The sequence below is a fragment of the Bradyrhizobium sp. WU425 genome, from assembly GCF_021052305.1.
Taxonomy (GTDB): domain Bacteria; phylum Pseudomonadota; class Alphaproteobacteria; order Rhizobiales; family Xanthobacteraceae; genus Bradyrhizobium; species Bradyrhizobium canariense_D.
The window spans coordinates 6704338-6723693 of the sequence record NZ_CP088089.1 but is presented as its reverse complement, the minus strand read 5'-3'; the positions used below and the strand labels follow the sequence as shown (position 1 = coordinate 6723693).

The 19356-nt window shown below is 58.5% G+C and carries 12 protein-coding genes and 5 pseudogenes; 10 read left to right on the top strand and 7 right to left on the bottom strand.

The annotated features are described in order from the left end of the window. Positions 1-1824 precede the first annotated feature (1824 nt). Positions 1825-3711: a hypothetical protein gene (locus BcanWU425_RS32370; protein ID WP_231189063.1), complete on the bottom strand. Its 1887-nt coding sequence runs from the start codon at positions 3709-3711 to the stop codon at positions 1825-1827. 1563 nt (positions 3712-5274) lie between these two features. Between BcanWU425_RS32370 and BcanWU425_RS32365 the strand changes: the two genes are divergently transcribed. The 10 genes and pseudogenes from BcanWU425_RS32365 to BcanWU425_RS32320 form a co-directional block, all read left to right on the top strand. Further along, entirely contained in the window at positions 5275-5694 is a 420-nt protein-coding gene (locus BcanWU425_RS32365) for a DUF7694 domain-containing protein (protein ID WP_094183635.1), read from the top strand. A gap of 511 nt (positions 5695-6205) precedes the next feature. Continuing rightward, positions 6206-7058: pseudogene (gene bioB, locus BcanWU425_RS32360) on the top strand (biotin synthase BioB); the annotation flags it as partial. After that, positions 7024-7361, top strand: a pseudogene (locus BcanWU425_RS32355) (aspartate 1-decarboxylase). The pseudogenes bioB and BcanWU425_RS32355, both read left to right, overlap by 35 nt. Positions 7362-7536: 175 nt before the next feature. Beyond that, complete coding sequence (locus tag BcanWU425_RS32350) at positions 7537-8118, top strand: aminotransferase class I/II-fold pyridoxal phosphate-dependent enzyme (protein WP_445818636.1); 582 nt, start codon at positions 7537-7539, stop codon at positions 8116-8118. Between the two features lie 7 nt (positions 8119-8125). Further along, positions 8126-8337, top strand: a pseudogene (locus tag BcanWU425_RS32345) (AAA family ATPase); the annotation flags it as partial. A gap of 73 nt (positions 8338-8410) precedes the next feature. Next, on the top strand, positions 8411-8812 hold the full coding sequence (gene tnpA / locus BcanWU425_RS32340) for an IS66-like element accessory protein TnpA (protein WP_204513673.1): 402 nt from the start codon (positions 8411-8413) through the stop codon (positions 8810-8812). Then, the gene (gene tnpB / locus BcanWU425_RS32335; protein WP_231188510.1) at positions 8809-9156 is read left to right on the top strand and encodes an IS66 family insertion sequence element accessory protein TnpB; all 348 of its coding nucleotides are present in this window, start codon (positions 8809-8811) and stop codon (positions 9154-9156) included. Before tnpA ends, tnpB begins: the two co-directional genes overlap by 4 nt. A gap of 45 nt (positions 9157-9201) precedes the next feature. Next, positions 9202-10855 (top strand): IS66 family transposase gene (gene tnpC, locus BcanWU425_RS32330; protein ID WP_231188506.1). Its coding sequence is split into 2 segments (ribosomal slippage): positions 9202-10443 and positions 10445-10855, totalling 1653 coding nucleotides; the frame shifts between segments, so codons are not numbered across the junction. A 79-nt stretch (positions 10856-10934) separates the two neighbouring features. Further along, positions 10935-11248 (top strand): annotated as a pseudogene (bioD, locus tag BcanWU425_RS32325) (ATP-dependent dethiobiotin synthetase BioD); the annotation flags it as partial. Next, positions 11245-12366: pseudogene (locus tag BcanWU425_RS32320) on the top strand (aminotransferase class III-fold pyridoxal phosphate-dependent enzyme); the annotation flags it as partial. The pseudogenes bioD and BcanWU425_RS32320, both read left to right, overlap by 4 nt. A 219-nt stretch (positions 12367-12585) precedes the next feature. Here BcanWU425_RS32320 and nolL read toward each other — a convergent pair. The 6 genes from nolL to BcanWU425_RS32290 all read right to left on the bottom strand — a co-directional run bounded on the left by nolL (position 12586) and on the right by BcanWU425_RS32290 (position 18466). Next, a complete protein-coding gene (gene nolL, locus BcanWU425_RS32315) occupies positions 12586-13707 on the bottom strand; it encodes a nodulation factor fucose acetyltransferase NolL (protein WP_326952109.1) in 1122 nt (373 codons plus the stop codon). 1309 nt (positions 13708-15016) lie between these two features. Next, on the bottom strand, positions 15017-16279 hold the full coding sequence (ectB, locus tag BcanWU425_RS32310; protein WP_231189061.1) for a diaminobutyrate--2-oxoglutarate transaminase: 1263 nt from the start codon (positions 16277-16279) through the stop codon (positions 15017-15019). A 366-nt stretch (positions 16280-16645) separates the two neighbouring features. Then, a complete protein-coding gene (locus tag BcanWU425_RS32305) occupies positions 16646-16786 on the bottom strand; it encodes a hypothetical protein (RefSeq protein WP_231189053.1) in 141 nt (46 codons plus the stop codon). Positions 16787-16847: 61 nt separating this feature from the next. Further along, positions 16848-17051: a hypothetical protein gene (locus BcanWU425_RS32300; protein WP_231189051.1), complete on the bottom strand. Its 204-nt coding sequence runs from the start codon at positions 17049-17051 to the stop codon at positions 16848-16850. Between the two features lie 257 nt (positions 17052-17308). Beyond that, complete coding sequence (locus BcanWU425_RS32295) at positions 17309-17698, bottom strand: response regulator transcription factor (RefSeq protein WP_231189049.1); 390 nt, start codon at positions 17696-17698, stop codon at positions 17309-17311. 84 nt (positions 17699-17782) lie between these two features. After that, positions 17783-18466 (bottom strand): response regulator transcription factor, encoded by a 684-nt coding sequence (locus BcanWU425_RS32290; RefSeq protein WP_085348765.1) that lies wholly within the window; start codon positions 18464-18466, stop codon positions 17783-17785. Positions 18467-19356: the final 890 nt, after the last annotated feature.

Here is a 19356-nt window from a genome sequence, read left to right as displayed (position 1 = left end):
ACAGGAACAGCGTCCTTCGCACTCAGCGCGATCCTCAGCCGCTTTGGCAGAACACCTCTCATGACACGCGATCGGCTTGCTCCGCTTTTGTCCACAGGAATTCTAGGGCGACTGAAGATTGGAGCCAACTAGCAGGGGCACTCTACAATCTGACGCTACGTACGATTCAATCCCCTGCGGGGGTTATCGCGGGAATATGTCACGCCAGGAGCCAGCCGCGACGGGAGGAGGGCGGGAGGCGCTGCGCCAAAGCGGCTGGCTTTCGCTATTCGTCCTCCGCGGAATTGCGCAGCCAGGGTCTGCTCAAGTGTGCCGGCATAGCCACGCCGCGGCAGTGAGGCTGCTGGTCGTGGCAATGAGCGATCACGCGTGTCAATGAAGTTCTTGTAAGGTCCATGGAATAGGAGCGCGCTCGCCGGCCGAATCAAGCGTCCATGGCGAGGATGCTCTGTGGCATCTGTGCGAATTGGCGCCTCGTCTATCCGGCCGAGCTCTCCCGCTACGCTGTCTGGATGGGGCTGCTTCCCGGGATTTCTAGAGGCTGGCGTCGCTAGGCAGAATGGGAAACGAGGTCCATCGGCAGCGGTTATTCCGGTCAATGAGTGCAATTCCCGTCAAGGCACTGAGCAGTGACTTTGCCGTTCCAGACAACTTGGACGATGGACCTCGAAAGGCGCCGTCAGGTGCAGGCCGCGTCAGGTCAACGATGATTGCGGGTTCGATCCATGTGGGGGCCGTCATGCGTTGGAAGACGGCGCCCAAGCGGTGCTCAGCCCTGGTCCCGTTCAGAGCATCGCGGCTTAAGTCCGGATTGGTGCGTTTGCTACAATCGTGGCTGGTCTCCAACAGTTGCTATGGGCGCGTGCAACTCCAGAGCGGCCACGGAAAAGGCGGAAAGTCTGCCGGCAATCAAACGGCTGTTGGAACGAGCGGCGCAGCCCATGCTGTCGGATCGCCGGGCAGGGCCTCGTAGGCGCCGATCGGCGCTCCTCCCCATTCATCTTGAGGCGCGAGCGACTGTTAAGCCGGCACTCTCAAGTGCATCCAAGATCCTATCAGCAACCACCCGGGGATCGCGCTGGTCCTCTATGCTCACGCTACAGGCCAAGGTAGCTGCCATGATCGCGTGAGCCGTTTTGCGCTGGAGGCTGTCGTACTCGGCATACTCGCCGCAAATGTTGCAGGTGATCACTGGTCGGCCGGCCCAGGGGTCGTGCATTGCGATCTCGCACCAGTTATCTCCGTGACATTTCTGGCAGAGCATAATTAGAGAGTTCCTTGTGGTTTGAGCTCGCGCTACGTGGTCGTCTGTTGAACGACAGCTTGGCATCCAAAGCTGCAGAAGCCACTGCACTCTGGAGGCGCTGTTGCCGTCCTGAAAAACACGATGTACGCGAGCTCCGGAGCAATCCGCCCGAAAGGGCTGCGGCGTGAGCGAACACTTAATGCATCTCTGCCGAGAGCGGCGGCGATGACGCGCCTCCGTGCTCTTCTGGAAAATCCGTTGAACGCAGAGCGCCGAGCACCTGCAGAGATCTGCCGCGGCCGTTCAATGTACCATTCGACATAGTGCCGCCCGTCAAAACCTCGCTACTCACTACGCGTGGATCATTGCCTTTGATGGCTGAAAGTACGACCAGAAATCCGCTCCGCTGAACGAGCTTGCGAGCCCATCTCGTCGCCTATCTCGATCACCTCGCGCCTAAAAGTGTGGTGCCGTTGGTCGCGCCGCTTGCTCGCGTCATCCTGCATTGAGTTATGGTCCTTTGGAGCAGCACCGCCCTTCGTGCCTTACGAGCGGTGTGCAGCCGTGTTCCGTTTGCTTCAAAACGCCGCATGACATGGTGTTCGTCGTCGGTCACCTAGCGCTGTCCAATTGCCGATAGCCGCAGCGGCTCGATGACAGATCGCCACTTCGGGCCACTTGGCTAACCCATTCGCCAAGTATGCGAGCTCTTGCTCGGTGAAACGCGCAGTCCCGGTGAGGCGGCGCAGGACCTCCTGGGAGATTACGACGGCGACTTCGCGACAGGTGACCTCTTTCGGCCAGTGACTGAACGCACGCATGAGCTGAGCAAGCTCCTGCTCGCTAAAATCACAAACCTGGAAAGTGCGGCGAAGAATCTCCTGCGCGATGGCTACCGTCGCATGGCGAGAGATCTCCTCTTGTCGCCATTTGCTGAAGCCGTTGGCGAGGATCGCCAGTGCTCGACGCGTAAAATGAGAAAGCCGGTCGGAACGGCAGGCCCGAGAAAGGACCTCGTGCGCGATCGCAGTCTTAGCTTCGCGCAGCGGAACTTCCGTTGGCCATTTGCTGAAGCCGTTCAACAGAATAGCCAGTCCTTGCTGCGTAAAATCACAGAGCTGACCGGCCCGTCGGGCGCGGTAAACGACCTCCCGGGCGAGCGCAGCCGTCGCGTCGCGAAGAGACAGCTGTTGTGGCCACTTGCTGAACCCATTTACGAGGTTCGCCAGTGCCTGTTCAGTAATGCAGGAGACGCCGTCGGCGCGGTCACAGCGGGCGAGCACTTCACCGGCAATTTCAATTGTGGCTTGGCGGCAGCTCGGGTCCTGCCGCCATTTGCTGAAACCGTTTACCAGCACCCCGAGTTCCTGGTAACGAAAATAAGAGAGGCGCTCGGCACCGCGAGCGTGACGGATGACTTGATCCGCGATCGCGACGCTCGCCGCGAGACAGGCAACCTCCGCCGTCCATTTGCTGAAGCCGTTTACCAGACTCGCCAACTCATGGTGATCGACGGAAAGCCCGCGACGAACGAGTTCTCCTGCAATCTTGGCGGTGGCTTGCCGAGGCGCGAGCTCGCCCGGCCACCTGCTGAATCCGTTTACGAGCTTAGCCAGGCGCTGCTGACTGAAATCGGAGAGCTGATCGGAGCGGCGGAGAAGTTCGTTGCTGATCGCGATCGCTGCCTTGCGACAACTCGAATCTTCCGGCCGCTTGCTAAAGACGCTGATCAGATTCGCCAGCTGTTCCTGGGTAAAATCGGAGAGTCGATCGCTTCGGCGCACAAGCTCATCTGCGACGATCACAACCGCCGTGTGAAAGCGTTCCTCTGCTAGCCATTTTCCGACGCCGTTCACGAGCAATGATAGATGCCGCGGGGTGAGCGCTGAGAGGCGATCATCCGAACGCGTACGGCAAGAAATCTCAGTCGCGATCCTGAGAGCGGCTTCACGAACCGCCGGTTGATCCGGCCACTTGCTAAAGCCGCTTATCAGCAATGATAGGTGCTGGCCGGTTAGGTCCTGGAGCGGCTCGCTCTTGTCGCGGCAAACTTCAGCAATTCTGATCATGCCATCGCGGCAGTCGGAAGACGCAGGATGGCGGCCAAATGAACACGCAAAGAGCGAAAGTGATGTGAAGTCGACTTGTTCCATCAGTGCATCACTAAGGCGGGAGAGCTGAGCCGCCAGAGCTTTGGAAAGATCGGTACCTGCCTGACCGCCAGACTGCCGGCTGAGCGCATCACATATTGTGGCGTATTTCGATGCTAGCTTGAGGCGGATGTCTTCCTCAAATCGTGGAACAAATGCGATCCTGAACGCAGTCGCGGCCTTTCGCAGGAAGCGTGCGCGATTTGATCTCGTGAGTTGCTTGGAATCGTCGAATAGTGAACCTGAGAATGCGCGCACGTCCTGACAACGGCAAGCGTGCCTGATTGTTGCGAGAAGCTCATCGAGTGTGGCCATCGTTCGATTTGGTGGCTCTGAGTGCTCCGCGCGAACGTGCTGCTCGAAGCGGAGCCGGTCGAGTGAGACTGCTTGTCCAGGGCGCGTCATCTGTCGACCCTTCCCTGGCCAGGATCTCGAACTGAAATCGGATCGCGACATTGCTCACGCAAGCTGACTCGAGTTCGGACAGGTAGCGCTGGCGCCCTCACCCCGTAATGTCTGCTGCACAGGCCAAGTGCGTTCCGTCTGCAAGCCGTCGCTCCCAAGCCATCGGCAGGCGATCGTGGACGCTCGCCCGCAAGAAGACCCTACAATCTGACGCTGCGTCCGATTCAAGCCATTTATGTCGAGAGCCGCGCATTTCGCGCAGAAGTCTGCGTGAACGGCCGGTGAAGCCAAATCTCGTCCATCATGCCGCGTGGCCCTTCCAATCGGCCTTCTCAACCGAGGGATTGCAGTGAAGCTTACTCGCCGCGCTTACGTTTCGGCCAGCGGCTTGTCCCATGTCGGACATTAACAAAGCGAGTGACAGCGCTAACGGCAAATGAGGTGCTTTAGTGAAAGCCAGCCTACGGGATCTTACGTAGGGCCCGTGTCGCATTTTCTTGATCTAAACATTGCATCCTCTTTTGCATGAAGCAGAAAAATCTATTCTCAGACGCCAAACATTGGCGAGGCCGTGCGGAAGCGACCCGACTAAAAGCGGAGTCGATCGAGGACGACACATCTAGATGCAGGCTCCTCAAGGTCGCTGAGGAATATGACAAGCTGGCTCGCCTCGCGGAGGGGCGGCAAAGAAGCGAGCTTGACGGGCAGTTCTGATCGCTACCGGAGCGAACTGTGACTGCGGCCACCGAAGTCTCGCCGTGTTGGAGCTCGATGCCCTCTAGGGCTGAACTGCGAAGCTTCGTCACGCGTTCCCTGGCCGTGGATCCATTGTGACCGGCCACATAGATGACGCATTGACGGTGTCTCAGGCGGTAACCGGCTAACCGCTCGACATGAAAAGGACTGAGATGAAAGCCCACCGTCAGATCGTCGCAAGAGCAAAGCCTCTCGTTGACGAGCTGGCGATACATTGGCGTCGCTTTGCATCATGTGCTGAAGCCGATGACGTCTGTTTGGTGCCAAACTAGCCGGTTCGCCGGATCATGCCGCGCCAAATGGCCTCCGCCGCCATTGTTGATCTAAGGCATTTCAGTCGGTTCTGGCATCAAGCACCAACGCCATACCTTGCGGACTTGTTTAGGCGAAGGGGCGGCAGCAGCTCCTGCAGGCCCGGCTTGCCGCGACAACCATCGTAGATGTCTGTGCCGATTGTCTGCATGAGGCAAGTTCGCAACGAAGGCACGAATGACGCGAAAATCCAAGGAAAGATTCAGATGTCGAAAGATAAACTGCAGGAGAAACTCTCCGCTGGACGATCCGGACAAAGCCGATGTTCGTCTTCCAACTAAGTTTGGTGCAGATGGTCCGCAGTAGTTGGGATTGCCCATGCCGGCGCGGCGGCCGGTCAATGTATGAGTCGGACAACACGAGTGGTGCCGGATTCGACCCTATCGGTCAAAAGAGGGAGGAGGTGTGAGGAAGCAAATTGTAGAAAGGCTCGAAGCGGGACGCGTGCGCGATGGCCGGTTCGCCACCGCACCCGGATCTGGTCCTTCCGGTCTCTTCTTCGTGCAGGGGCCTTGTGGCTGCCAGCTCAAGATCATCGGCTTCGTTCGTCCGGGATGGGAGCATGTCTCTGTGTCGACGCCTCGGCGATCTCCAAATTGGGAGGAGATGTGTCTCGCCAAAGATCTGTTTTGGCATCAGGAGGAATGCGTGATGCAGCTGCATCCTCCTCAGTCACAGTATGTGAACAACAGTCGCTATTGCCTGCATCTCTGGAGGCCGACCCGTCAGGTCATTCCGATGCCTCCGTCAGCCTTCGTGGGCATCGTCGGGCTGGGGCCGTCTGAAGCGGCAATTCTGTTTGCGCAGATGAGTGCCATGTCTTAACGGACCCGGCCGCATCGATGCCAAGTCGAGCGGCGGCACGTAATCGAGAGCGCAGTGGCGCTGGAGCCTAGGCGGCCACAGGCCCGCCAAGGGCCCGCGGGCACCACTCTGCGCACCAAAGGCCGCTGCGCTTCTCAAAGCGGCAAGGCACGTCGCAGAATCGGCTCGTCTATTGTGCGCAATATGACGCGCATAACAACGCCAGCGAGGAATCGGCCAGGTGACGAATTAGAGCGGATCGGTCGATCCGGTACACATTGCGGGCGGCCAAATCCTCGCATCAGTAAAAGACCTACGGGGCGCAACTACGTACGCATCGGCTAGTGACCTGGGTGAGGCGCGTCGGGCAGCGTTGTTGCGCGTGCCTCGATGCTGCGATCAAATCCTGGAAGGCGGGCCGGCTATTAGCCTGATATGCGCGCGATGGCCCGCGCAACTCGGCGATATTTCTCCTTCATTACCGGGCAAGAGTGCGTTTCCGGAGCTGCGCATGTGGGTGTTGCTTGTATCCAGTGGACTGAAGGCGGCTCGCTTGATGGATCGGTCTGACGTGGTCTCCGCCGCGCAACGGGCCAAGGCCGCCGGGGCGACCCGCTTCTGCGTGGCCGCGGCCTGGCGCAATCCAAAGGACCGCGACCTCGATCAGGTCTGCGATATGATTGCGGCCGTTAAAGATTTTGGCATGGAGACGTGCGTAATGCTCGGCATACTCACGCCAAAGCACGCCGCACGGCTCGCCGATGCCGGCCTCGATTTCTACAATCACAACGTGGACACCTCGCCTGAGTTCTACCGCAGCATCATCACGACCCGGACCTTGCAAGAGCCAATCGACACTCTTACGCCCGTGCGCCAGGCGGGCATCAAAATCTGCTGCGGCGGAATTTTCGGCATCGGTGACGACGCCGAGGACCGTCTCGGCATGCTGCTACTGCTCGCCAATCTTCCGAACTATCCGGAAAGCATCCGGATCAAGCTCTGGAACAAGGTGAATGGCGTGCCGGTGAGGCTCACGGCGGAGCGTCCCGATCCGATTGCACTGGTGCGCCTGGTGGCGACCGCGCGGATCATGATGCCCAACAGCGTCATACGGTTGGCCGCCGGGCGTGAGTACATGACTGATGAACTCCAGGCCCTATGCTTCTATGGCTGGTGCGAATTCCATCTTTGTCGGCGATGTGTTGCTGACGACCAAAAATCCGCAAGTTGACCGGGATGCAAGTGTGCTAGCCCGGCTCGGTATTATGCCTGACCGCTTAAGTCATCCAGAACAATGGGCGTGGCGCGCGCAAGCCATCAGCGTAGGTAAAGAAATGCAGATTGTCCTGATTGAAGGGAACGATTCATTGCACCTCGGTCACTGAATCCGACCTGCACTATGAAGGCTCGATCTCGATTGATCGTGCGCTGCTGGACGCGGCCGGTATCCGATTAACGTTCGCGTCGAACTGTACAACCTCGAGACGGGAACACTCTTTGCAACGTTTGTGACAGAAGCGCCACAAGGGTCCGGCACCGTAGACGTAAACGGTGCGGCGGCGCGACTGGCGATGCCCGCAGATAAGATAAGTATTGTTGCATACGCGTCACTTGACGAGGAGGATGCGAGCATCTTCAGGCCGCGCATTGTGCCGGCTGATCGAGAAAATCCCATCCTGCAAGTTTGAACCCACAAGCCAACGCGGGAAGACCCTGTCCGGCCAGTTGGGAGTTTTGCGGCGTCCATCGTTGCTCAGCGAGTGATGAATGAATTCCGTCATTGCGGGTATGTTGCTGTGCTGACAAGGCTGTCGCAACAAGACGACCTGCTCGTCCTTGATTCGCCGGTTCACTCCAGTATTCATGAAGGAGCGCGAACGGGCCGAGCAACGTTTCGAATCAGTGCCCATAACAATCCGCAGGCTATCGAAAGCGGCAATTTGCGACTGGCGCCCGGCCGCAGGAGCCTGGCGGGTCTGGATCGTAGTCGAGAGCCTCTACAGCATGGATGGCGAAGTCGCACCGCTTGGAGACCTGCTCGGGATCGCGCACCTGCACGACGCGTTCATGGTTGTCGACGAAGCTCATGCAACGGGCGTTTACGGCGAGCAAGGGCGAGGGCTCACGGCGGCCTATGAAGGACGCGAGAATCTCCTCGTTGTTCATACCTGCGGTAAGGCGCTGGGAGCTTCCGGCGCGCTTGTCACTGCCACAGGCGTGCTGCGCACGATCAATCGCTGTCGCCCGTTCATCTTCGCGACCGCTCGGTCGCTGTTGATGGCGGTGGCCGTGCGGGAGTCTCTCTTGATCCTGCAGGGGGAGCCGGAGCGAAGAACGGTTGACGAAGCTGGTCGCGTTCTTGCATCGGGAGATGGCTGTGCGAGGCGAGAGAAGTCCTTCGAATTCGCAGATCCTGCCCTATATCGTTGGCGAGAATCGTTTTGAAGGGGAGACCGATAGCCAGCTGGTTGCACGGCTGAGGGGTCTTCCGGCCGATCGGATCGTTCCGGAGCGTTACCGCCTTAAAACCTTAAAATACCCGCTTCCCCGCATCATTCGGCCGAGATAGACGGAATTCGCATCGACCCGGATTCGCTCATCGGGCCGCAGGCCGGGGAGCGACCGCTCGTCATCGAAGGCGCCGGCGGGCTGATGGTGCGTATTCCTGCGTTGAGGGCCGCCTTGTTTGACGGACGGGAACGCTGCAGGTCCTAGGGGTAATCCTAGGAGAAGCGCTATGACGATTTCGAGGGCGGAGGTGATCACGTCGGTCGAGCGGCGGCGCCGGTGGTCGCAGGATGAGAAGGAACGGCTTGTTGCAGCATCGCTCGAGCCCGGAGCCTGCGTTTCCGAGGTGGCTCGCATGGCTGGCCTTCATGTGAGCCAGCTGTTTAGGTGGCGCAAAGAGCTTTGCAAGCACGCTGAAGCGAGTATAGCGCCGTTCGTGCCGGTCGAGATTGGGTCGTCTGTGCCGCCGCGGGCGGTGGCCGAAGCGCCATTGACGACGACGGCGGCGCGTCGACGGAAGAGCCATGGCATCATCGAGATCGACCTTGGTAGCGGGCACCGCATTCGGGTCGACGGCGACGTTGATGGAGACGCCCTGCGTCGGGTTCTCGAGGCTCTGGTGCGCCGATGATCCCGGTTCCGACGGGCGCGCGCGTGTGGCTTGCGACAGGCTACACGGACATGCGGCGAGGCTTTCCGACGCTGGCACTCCAGGTGCAGGAGGTGCTGCGCAAGGACCCGCTCAGCGGTCATCTGTTTGTCTTCCGCGGTCGCCGAAGCGATCTTGTGAAGGTGATCTGGCACGATGGCCAGGGAGCATGCCTGTTCACCAAAAGACTGGAGAGAGGGCGGTTCATCTGGCCTTCGGTTGCCGGCGAAGCAGTGACGATCTCTCCGGCGCAGATGAGCTACCTGTTGTCCGGAATCGATTGGCGCAACCCGCAAGAAGCCCAGCGTCCGACGCGGATCGGATAGCCGTTTTGGGTTTGAATCTGCTGCTTGATCTGATTCAATGGCTTCATGATATCGAAGCCGGACGAACTTCCATCGGACCTTGTGAGTGCCCTGGCGGCGCTGCAGGGCGAGCGTGAGGCGCGGCTGCTCGCCGAGGCGGTGGCTGCCAGTGCGCGGGCGGAGCTGTCGGACAACGCGGCGCTGATCGCGCATCTCGAGCTGCGGATCGAGAAGCTCAAGCGCGAACTGTACGGGCAGCGCTCCGAGCGCACGGCGCGTCTGATCGAACAATTGGAATTGGAACTCGAAGAACTCGCCACCACGGCGAGCGAGGATGAGCTTGCGGCTCAGGCCGCGGCGGCGAAGACCCAGAGCGTGCGCGCCTTCACGCGCAAGCGGCCGGTACGCAAGCCCTGGCCGGACGACATCGAACACGAGCGCATCGTTATCGAGGCTCCGACGAGCTGCGCCTGCTGCGGCGGATCGCGGCTCGCGAAGATCGGCGAGGATGTGACCAAGACGCTGGAGGAGATCCCGCGCCGCTTCAAGGTCATCGAGACAGTGCGCGAGAAGTTCACCTGCCGCGATTGCGAGAAGATCAGCCAGCCGCCGGCGCCGTTCCACGCGACGCCGCGCGGCTTCATCGGCCCACAATTGCTGGCGACGATTCTGTTCGACAAGTTCGGCATGCACATCCCGCTCAATCGCCAGAGTGCGCGCTTTAAGGCCGAGGGGATCGACCTGCCATTGTCGACGCTGGCCGACCAGGTCGGCCACGGGACCTTCGCCGTCATGCCGCTCTTCCACTTGATCGAACGCCATGTGCTTGCTGCCGAGCGCCTGCATGGCGACGACACCACCATCCGCATCCTGGCGAAGGGCAAGTGCAAGACCGGTCGGATCTGGACATATGTGCGGGATGACCGGCCCTTCGCCGGGCCAGCGCCACCGGCGGCGGTCTATTACGCCTCGAGCGACCGTCGAGGCGAGCATCCACAGAAGCATCTGGCCGCCTTCGCCGGTATCCTGCAAGCTGATTGCTACAACGGCTTCGAGCCGTTGTTCGATCCGCAGAAGAAGGTGCTGCCGATTACGCCGGCGTTTTGCTTCGCCCATGCGCGGCGGGGCTTCTTCGAGCTGGCCGACATCGAGAAGAACGCCCGGGAAGGCCACAGGGGCAAACCGGTCTCGCCGATCGCGTTGGAGGCGGTCAGACGCCTCGACGCTTTGTTCGAGATCGAGCGCACCATCAACGGCTGCGGCGCCGACGAGCGGTGCGCCGTGCGCCAGGAAAAGAGCAAGCCGCTTCCTCGAGGACATGCATGCCTGGCTGCTCCTCGAGCGCGAACCCCTCTCGCGCTCCTCCGAGGTCCTGAAGCCCATGAATTACATGCTCAGGCGCTGGGACGACTTCGCCCGCTTTCTCGATGATGGCAGGATCTGCTTGACCAACAATTGTGCTGAGCGCGCATTGAGAGGCATCGCCCTGGGAAGGCGCAATTGGACCTTCGCCGGCAGCCTGCGCGGTGCCGACCGCGCCGCCATCATGCTGACGATGATCACCACCTGTCGTCTCAACGATGTCGATCCCAAGGCCTGGCTCGCCGATATCGTCGCCCGTATCGCCGATCTTCCCGTATCGAGTCTGCACGAACTGCTGCCCTGGGAATGGAAGCTCCTCCGCCAAGGCGACACTCCCGCCGATCAGCAGGCTGCCTGATCTTCACGCAACGCCCTTCATAGAGCTCGTCGCGCTCGCGCGCATGCGTCAATCAGGCGGCCTTCGTCGTATGCGTACGATGGTGCCGCTGAACCGTAGCCCACTCTACATCGACATCTTCGAGCGGCGGCGGCTTCCCGTCGTGCTCCGCGCCCGCACGCTACTCGGGACCATCAATCACTCCCTGCTGCCGATTGAGGCCTTGCGAAAGCGCCAGATCGACATTCTTGGGATCGCATTATCGGGGGAAAGAAATGCTGAAACTGAAAGCGCAATTTGTGACATCGCGCGGGTGCGTTGGTTAGGCCGGCTGCCCTGGATTTCTCCTCTGACGGCAGACAGCCTACGGTCGTCTTCAAAGACTCGTTCATTTCCAGCGACTTCCAGCCATGAAGCCAAACAACAGGTGGCCCATCTGGCATCCATTCGCGCAGCATGCGCTTCACAAGAGATGACCAAGGTTGTGCGTAGCGACGGTGCTTATCTCCACACTGCGGATGATCATCGAATCATAGATGCAGTCGCATCCTGGTGGGGTCGTCACTCACGGCCATTGCCATCCGCAGATCGTGAGCGCGATTCACGAATAGGCCGGCAAATTGAAGCGAGTCATTTTCGCCGGCTACACGCATGATCCGGCCGAGGAGGTCGCTCGGCTCCTTTTGAAACTCATAACCCAAGGCTTGGACCATGTGTTCTACTCGGACAGTGGCTCAGCCGCTTGAAGTCGCCCTTGAACATGGCACTCGGCTATTGGCACAATAGAGGCAAACAGGGAACACGCATCGTTGTCAAGCACTCCCATCACGGCGACACGTTCGGCGCGATCTCGATTGGTGCCCGCGGTGTCTTCAACGCGGCGTACGGACCGCTCCTGTTCGACCTGACCTCAATGCCATTCCCTGCGAGCGGTCGTGAGCAGGCAACGCTTGATGTGCTTGAATCAGCATGTCGGCACGAAAATCGCGCAGCCCTTATTGTCGAGCCTGGTGTTGAGGCAGGCGGAATGCTGAGGTACCCAACTTGGGTGCTAAGTGAGATGAAGCGGATCTGCGAGGCGTCGGACGTCCTGTTCATTGCCGATGAGGTCATGACGGGCTGGAGCCGCACCGGAACAATCTCGCCTGTGAGCAGGCCAATGTTGTGCCAGATAGAGCGTGCTATTCAAGGGCCTCACGGGAGGGGCGCTGCCGCTCGCTGTGACACTGTGCTGGCCAGGGATTTTCGATGCTCATTACTCGAAAGACCGTACGCACATTCCTTCACTCGAGTTCGTTCACGGCAAATCCGCTGGCCTGTGCCGCCGCCAAGGCTAACCTGGAACTGTGGAAAGACAGGTCAGACGCATTGCTGCGCTCGCAACCATGCAAGAGCAGGCAATTGAACCATTCCGCGGCGATCCGCGCTTTGCAACGTTCGCCGTAGCGGCGCCATCACAGTGCACTCGATCTGAAGACGAAGGATACCGGCCATTGGCAGGCGTCGGCCCGAAGCTTCACGCCTTCTTTAGGAGTCTGAGTTGTCGTCGGCTTCCGGAACGAGTTGAGAGTGCCTTGCCATAAGGTGCCGAAATGGACGATGGTTACTCGCATGTTACGTTACTCTATGCCGACCGGCTCGGCCGGTGGACGCCGACGCCGCCCGATCGGGCTTCGAACGCTATTCCGGCGGCAGCACAAGGCGATGCCATCGCAACATCCTGCCGTACTCGGACGATCAAATGCATACAGCTAGTTCATTGCGGGTTTGACTCGCGGGAGACCTGACCGCGGTGGCATTCCAAGGACGAGCTGAGACAGATATGGAACGCCGCGAACAGTCGAACGGACCACTAGCGCGATCGCAACAATTGCCGCCCCGAGCAGACCCGCGATGATCAACCGGCTCGTGAGATCCCAAAGTTCTCCGAGCTGTATGAAATCCATTAGACGGAACACGGTACCCTGGACAAGGTAGAGCAGCAGCGTGGTCTGGCCCAACTCCATAGCTATAAAGCGGGCGATTCGGGTTGAGTGGCTAAAGCGCCAGCATTGCAGCAAGAGTTCGATGGCGATTGCTGAGGCAGCTGCAGCGCCAACAAACATCAGAAGCACGTCTTTGGCCGACCGAAAATCGTGAATTAGTCCAAGATTATTGTAGACATAAGTGTCCTTGCCCCAGGCTACAAAACATACGCAAGTCAAGACCGAGAGAAATAAAATCAAGAGCGGCTTGTGAGATCGCGATGTAGTCGTCCATCGTTCGTTCGATTGAGCAAACAAGAATCCCAAGCAGAAGAACGGGTAAGTGAACCTGATCAAGGGTGATATGGAGAACGTCAGAGGAACGAGTGCAATCAGTATCGCTGAGCCAGATATGACCAACGATCGGTGGCTCAGCCTGGTGAGTATCTTGATGAGAAGGTAAGAAACAAACGTGGCCCAGATGAACCAGTATGTGCCGGCAAGATCGTCTACAAATTCCAAAAGTCCGGTAGTTAGGCTGGTCGCGCGCCACAATGCCGCTGACTTAGCTGTCTCCATGAGCGCCCACCAAAACAGCATGGGCAGTAAGAGCTGCGTCGCACGGGCGATGGCGGCCTGAGTGAACGACTTCTGCAGCAACGATCGAGAAGAAAGATAGCCGCTTATCGCCATAAAGAGTGGCATGTGAAACATATAGATTGCTTTGTAGTACGGCGAATACCAAAAGCCGCCGTCTCGATAGATGACATACTGGATCAGGTGCCCAACGATTACCAAGACAATGAGCGCACCTTTCGCGAAATCTAAGCTCAGATCTCGATCGCTTGCCCCGGTCGTGCGCGAGCTCGGGGCCATTATTCCAGTCACGCGTTGCAATCTATCAAACATCTAGATATCTGTTGTTGATGAGCCGGCGGCCCGTTGTCCGCTTCTTCTGCCTCATTTTTGGTTGAGACGAAAGGTGATGGTGGGAGTTTTTGGAAGGGCAACAAGCTCAACTGGTTAGGCCTTGAGGAACTAGCCGTGGGCCGAGCATCTCTGTACGCCTCAGCAAACTGTGCGGTAGAGAGCCGATATTTGGTTTGAGACGCTGGGCTAGCAGTGCGGGCACGGCATGCTAGTTGCAGACGCGGCTCTGGGAGAAGACTGTCGCACTCAGTCTCCCACTCAGCCCGACGCATCTCGGACCCGGCAGATGCGTCGGGCTTCTTCGGTTCGCCCAGCATAGTCGACATTTGGTCCCGTCGACGCCGGGGTGATCAAGCTAACGGGGCGTCTGATAGCTGAACTCGATCACGCCAACTTGGGGCTATGGCATCGGGCTGGGGGGCACACGGATATCGGTGCTCCGAGTTGTGGAGCAAAAGCCGAGGACCAACGCTTTTGAATTGAGCTGCTCGTTCGGCTTCGTGCAACTCACGCCTGAACCGCGCTTGCCGTGACGACTTTTGTCGTAAAGCCGCCGCCGCAGTGATTGCTGCCGCATTTATGGTGTAAACGGCTCGGCTGGATCGCAGCTGCGGAATGTCTACGGTCCTGACAAAGTCCGCACCCGTGTGATGGACCCGTGCTCATGAAGGCCAGGCGTGAAACGGGCTGCGCGTGTGGAGTACCATCTCTAGCTGAAGCTCGTCGCTTATGTGCATCCGGGGGAGGCCTGGTTGATCGTACTTGGGCGGATGACCAACTGCGTTCGAGCAACATGACCTAATGCTCCAAGGAGCCCAGATCTAACGCAGGAGTGCGTGAAAGAGCACGGTCAGATGCGCGTGCGCGACGTCGCCGAGGCAGGCTTCTCGATCAATATCAGCTGAGCTTGGCGTGGGGATGAGGCGGTAGATCGCAGCGGCGGGCGGACTCTCCTCACTTGTGGACTGGCTTAGATGCGATCGTCATTCAATAACTCGTCGCGCAGCACTTTGAAGGCCTACTACACCATTCGACTCCGCTCCGCCAACGAGGTCGCCTTCGGCGGACCTAGGGGGCTCCACACTCACGTGTTGCGGACCAAGCAGGGAGCAAGGCGTTCTTCGCGCACCAGCGACTCAGCGGATCACAAACAGCGCTGGCGTTCAGGCGTTAGCTCCACATTATTGCCTCACAACCCCTGACCGTTTCGGCGCGAAGCAAGGGCCGACGCCAGTGTCGTTGGCGGCGATGCTGTCGCTAGGACCAGTGTCTCTCGTGTGCCGGCAGGTTAGCTTGGTCGGGTCAACTTCAAGGTTTCAGTCAATGACTCCTCGAATATATCGAGCCCCTGTTCCAACGTTTCTTCGGCGATCGTAAGTGCAGGCAGGAACTTGACAACCTGATCCGTCGGTCCGCATCGCTCGATAATCAATCCCTTCACAAATGCTCTCCGTGACGTCGCCTCTGCGATCTCGCTCGTTTTGCAATCGAAGCCGCATACCATGCCGCGTCCACGAACGGCAAACTCGTTTCCGTGCTGATGCGCGATAGCATCGAGTCGACGCCGCATAAATGCACCCAAGCGTTGGATCTGTTGCGAGAACGTCTGGTTGCGCCAATACAGATCCAATGCCGCCTTGCCAGAAACGAGTGCAAGGTTGTTTCCGCGAAATGTTCCCGTATGCTCGCCTGGTTCCCATGCGTCGATCGCTTCCTTGATCAAGAGCATCGACAATGGCAAGCCGTAACCACTCAGCGATTTCGACATCACGACAATGTCTGGCGACAACGCAGCGAACTCGAAGCTGAAGAACTCACCTGTGCGACCACAGCCCATTTGGATATCGTCAACTATGAAAATAGCTCCGACTTCTTTTGCCAAAGCCTGCATTGACTGCAGCCATTCCTTGCCGGCGACGTTAATGCCTCCCTCTCCTTGCACGGTTTCGACGAGAATGGCGGCTGGAAGATCAGTACCACTGCTCTCGTCCATTAACACCTTTCGAACGTAATCCGCCGGACTGTACGAGGAGCCAAGATACCCATCATAGGGCATGAAAGTTGTGCCGGATAAGGGAATCCCGCTGGCTTTACGGTAAAAGCGGTTACCGCTTGCGGCTGTGGCTCCCAAGCTTTGGCCGTGATATCCGTTCGTGAAAGAAATGACGTTGTGACGCCCTGTGATTTTACGCGAGAGCTTTAGAGCTGCTTCAACGGCGTTAGCTCCTGTAGGCCCGGTGAATTGAAAGCGGTAGGAAAGATTCCGTTCCCGAAGAATAACAGAGCTAAAGGTCTCCATGAATTCGACTTTTGCTGGAGTGGCCATGTCCAAGCCGTGGACGACCCCGTCCGACTCCAGATAGTCGCTGATTGCTGCTTTGATCTGCTGATTGTTGTGGCCATAGTTTAGCGTTCCAGCGCCAGACAGAAAGTCTATGACCTTTCGGCCGCCCTCTGTGAACATAATTGAACCGCGCGCCCCATTGAAGACAGCAGGAAAGGAACGTGAGTACGCACGCACATTGGACTCTAGCGTTTCAATTGTCTTCATTCGGCTCCCCTGTGTACTCCAACCATGCGGTCGTCGCGTCGACCAGACAATCTGCCCGATGAAACAACGCGGGCCAACATCGTGCAGGACTGGCAGGCCATGACCGCGGGTTCCGCGCCTCTCGGCATCGTTTGGGTTGCGCGTAGCGCATCTAAAAATCAGCTCCAACGGGTTACCTGAGAACCAGGCGGAACAAAGCTACCATCTCTAGTAGCTTCGTCCCCATCCAGCGACGGCCCCCGTGTTAAGTCATCTTTCGCGAACAGGTTTACCTAGCCGCGCGGGAAGACGTTGCGCATGCGTGCGGTACCTTGCGTCAGGATACCGCGAGCCGGAAGCGACATGCTCAGGCCACGGTCTCAGGGACTAGAAGGACACGCCCGCCGCCCGACCGGTTTTGGCCTTGCGCTTGGTCGACACAATCGCCGGGCAGTCGTCGGCGTGGATGGATTCGGCAGCAAAGGCATGGCTTGAGATCGAATCTGCCAGCGGCACTTGTGTTGCCATTCCAACGGATGCGTAGGCTTCCGGTGCTTCAGTCCGAAGAGTTGCTGGGATCGAACCGAATTTAGCGGATCTGGCGGTGCAAACCGTTCGATCCGCCAACATTCGATCTGCCAACATACGTCTTTGCGGCTTCTCGGAATTCCGCAGCGAACGTCTTGACAAACTCCGTGATGTTGGCCGCGATCGCCGCCTCCTCTTCCCCCAAACTCGGCGGCCGGATCCGTGGCACTTTCGCGCCGAACTCAGCAATGGTTGTCGCACTCAAATCGCGCGCTCCTGCGTTAACGCGACGAGCGCTTCGGCCTCGTCGGATTACGCGATCATACGGGAGGCATGTTGTCAGGGGCCCGGACTAGCAAGTGCTTCAACCAGACGTCGAAAGTGCGACAACAGCGACAGGAGTGCGGCTACATCAAAAGGTGATGGTCGCCACTGGCGCGGGGTAAGCACGAGCAATCGCGCGTTGATCGACATCGTGAGCGCCGCGCGGGCGCGGCTTGGTCCAGATTGCTTGCCCCGCTTTCAGGCGTTTGTTCCGGGACGGTGCTCGCGGAGTACTTCATCGACGCGGGCCATCAACTCCAGAGGGGGAAACGGTTTAGCGAAAAAGCCGGTCACGCCGGCGCTCAAAGCGCGGGCTCGCGTGCGATCATCCGCGAAGGCAGTAATCAAAATGAATGGCGCAGCGTGGCCTTGGGCCCGCATCTGTTCTAAAAGTTCAAAGCCGCTCATCGTGGGCATCTGCACGTCTGCAATTACACAGGACGTGCTGTTCAATTGAGACGACTCCAGGAATTCCTCGGCCGAAGCAAACGTATGAACGATGTGGCCCTGTGATTTCAAGAGGTTGTTCAGCGCGACACGAATTGAAGGATCATCGTCGACAACGGAAATAGTGTTAGACAAGACCACCCGTCCTGGTTGGGCGAAGGCACTGGCCGAAGCATGGCGGCCAGCTGAAGGGTGCGCGTGTACGAAGAAATTGTAAAATCATACTTAGGTTTGTACTCTGAAACGGTCGGTCCCAATTCCCAGCCTCTCCGCCATTCTAATCAAATCGGCTAGTGATCGAGCACCCATCTTCTTCATCACGTGCCCCCGGTAGATTTTGACTGTAATCTCGGCAAGCCCGAGTTCCGCGGCTACCTGTTTGTTCAAGAGGCCCGTGGCGACCAGTCTCAAGACATCCTGCTCTCGTGGACTTAGAGCCTCGAACAAGGACTGCAGCTTCGTGACAACCTTGTCTATAGCTCGTCTCTTGCGATCCTGTTCGATCGCTGCGACCACTCCATCGAGCAGTTCCTGATCGCGAAACGGCTTGCCGAGAAAATCGATTGCTCCATTCTTCATCGCTTTGACGGTCATCGGAATATCGCCATGAGCGGTGATGAAAATAATGGGAATGTGAACCTTCAGTTTGGCTAATTCAATCTGGAGCTCCAGCCCGCTCAAGCCCGGCAGTCTGATATCAAGCACAAGGCAGCTGGGAACATCAGGAAGCTCGCTCTGGAGCAGTTCTTGGGCCGATCCGAAAGCAACAACGTCTAGACCGATCGAACGAAACAGGTTGACGAGCGATTCGCGCATTGAGAGGTCGTCGTCGACGACCAACACGCTCGGTCTCACCTCCGGCCCTTCGACAGTTGCGGCTTGCTTCCGCGGTTCAGAGCGCTTGGTCACGATAAAAGCCTCACTTTTGCAATCGTGGTAGAAGTTCCGTGGAGCCACGACCAAAGGTTGCTCGTGGCGGCCTTCTCAGGAGCTTTCGCGCAGTGCAAATCTCTGAGATCTTCCAGGTATGCGAACGGCCAGCCGTTTGCGTGCGTAAGACATTATCACGAAAGTCTAGCAAAAAGGGCCCGAGTGGTCGAGAACTGGCTTCCGTCTGTCCGCCGTCCCGTTGGAACGGCCCGGCGGCATTGATCAAATCAATCAGCAGCCAAGTTGAGGCGCTCGCTCTAGCTGGCGGCGGATGCCGCTTGGCATCCCCGTTCAGGCGCATGAGGCGTCGGCGGACTCTCGTTAAGCGGCCGGATCAAAATGCCCGCCGCCTCGGTAGCTGCACGCGGGGGCGCGAGCTGAGCGAATTGGGGCCAATGTGCCTGTGCATGCGCCGATCCCGCCGGCGTTGTTGAGATCGGCATGAGGCGTAGACTATCGCACCCGCAGTAAAGAAAATGGACATCAGAACGAGTAGCAGCGGCATCAGCACATAAATTCTTTTTTGCGTCGTCAGAGCGCCTGTGAGTTGCGTCTTTAGCGAGCTTGGGAAAGCACCTTGCATCGGTTTCGTACAACCTGACGCATGGTGCGATTCAAGTCCTTTCGGTCGTGCTTTGTAGGAAATGTAATCATCTCGAGCTGCGGGGGCGACGTTCGTGCGTCCTGCCGATTGCTTCGCTGCTCGTATCCGAAGATGATGTGTGTAATTCAAATGGAGAGGGCGCATTCGCGGGATTGGCGGGCACCATAGGTGCGTATCGAGCACGCTGATTCGAAGCTTAGCTCCTCAATGCCGCAGTATAGGGCTGAAACTGGCTCGAGCGGTCCGCTTGGAGCAGCCGCCAACC

What these genes read in the sequence shown, in the direction of transcription:
- BcanWU425_RS32370 (WP_231189063.1), bottom strand. Translation starts at nt 3,711, where the DNA reads ATGGCCACACTCGATGAGCTTCTCGCAACAATCAGGCACGCTTGCCGT.
- BcanWU425_RS32350 (WP_445818636.1), top strand. Translation starts at nt 7,537, where the DNA reads ATGAAGGAGCGCGAACGGGCCGAGCAACGTTTCGAATCAGTGCCCATA.
- tnpA (WP_204513673.1), top strand. Translation starts at nt 8,411, where the DNA reads ATGACGATTTCGAGGGCGGAGGTGATCACGTCGGTCGAGCGGCGGCGC.
- tnpB (WP_231188510.1), top strand. Translation starts at nt 8,809, where the DNA reads ATGATCCCGGTTCCGACGGGCGCGCGCGTGTGGCTTGCGACAGGCTAC.
- nolL (WP_326952109.1), bottom strand. Translation starts at nt 13,707, where the DNA reads ATGTTTGATAGATTGCAACGCGTGACTGGAATAATGGCCCCGAGCTCG.
- ectB (WP_231189061.1), bottom strand. Translation starts at nt 16,279, where the DNA reads ATGAAGACAATTGAAACGCTAGAGTCCAATGTGCGTGCGTACTCACGT.
- BcanWU425_RS32305 (WP_231189053.1), bottom strand. Translation starts at nt 16,786, where the DNA reads ATGGCAACACAAGTGCCGCTGGCAGATTCGATCTCAAGCCATGCCTTT.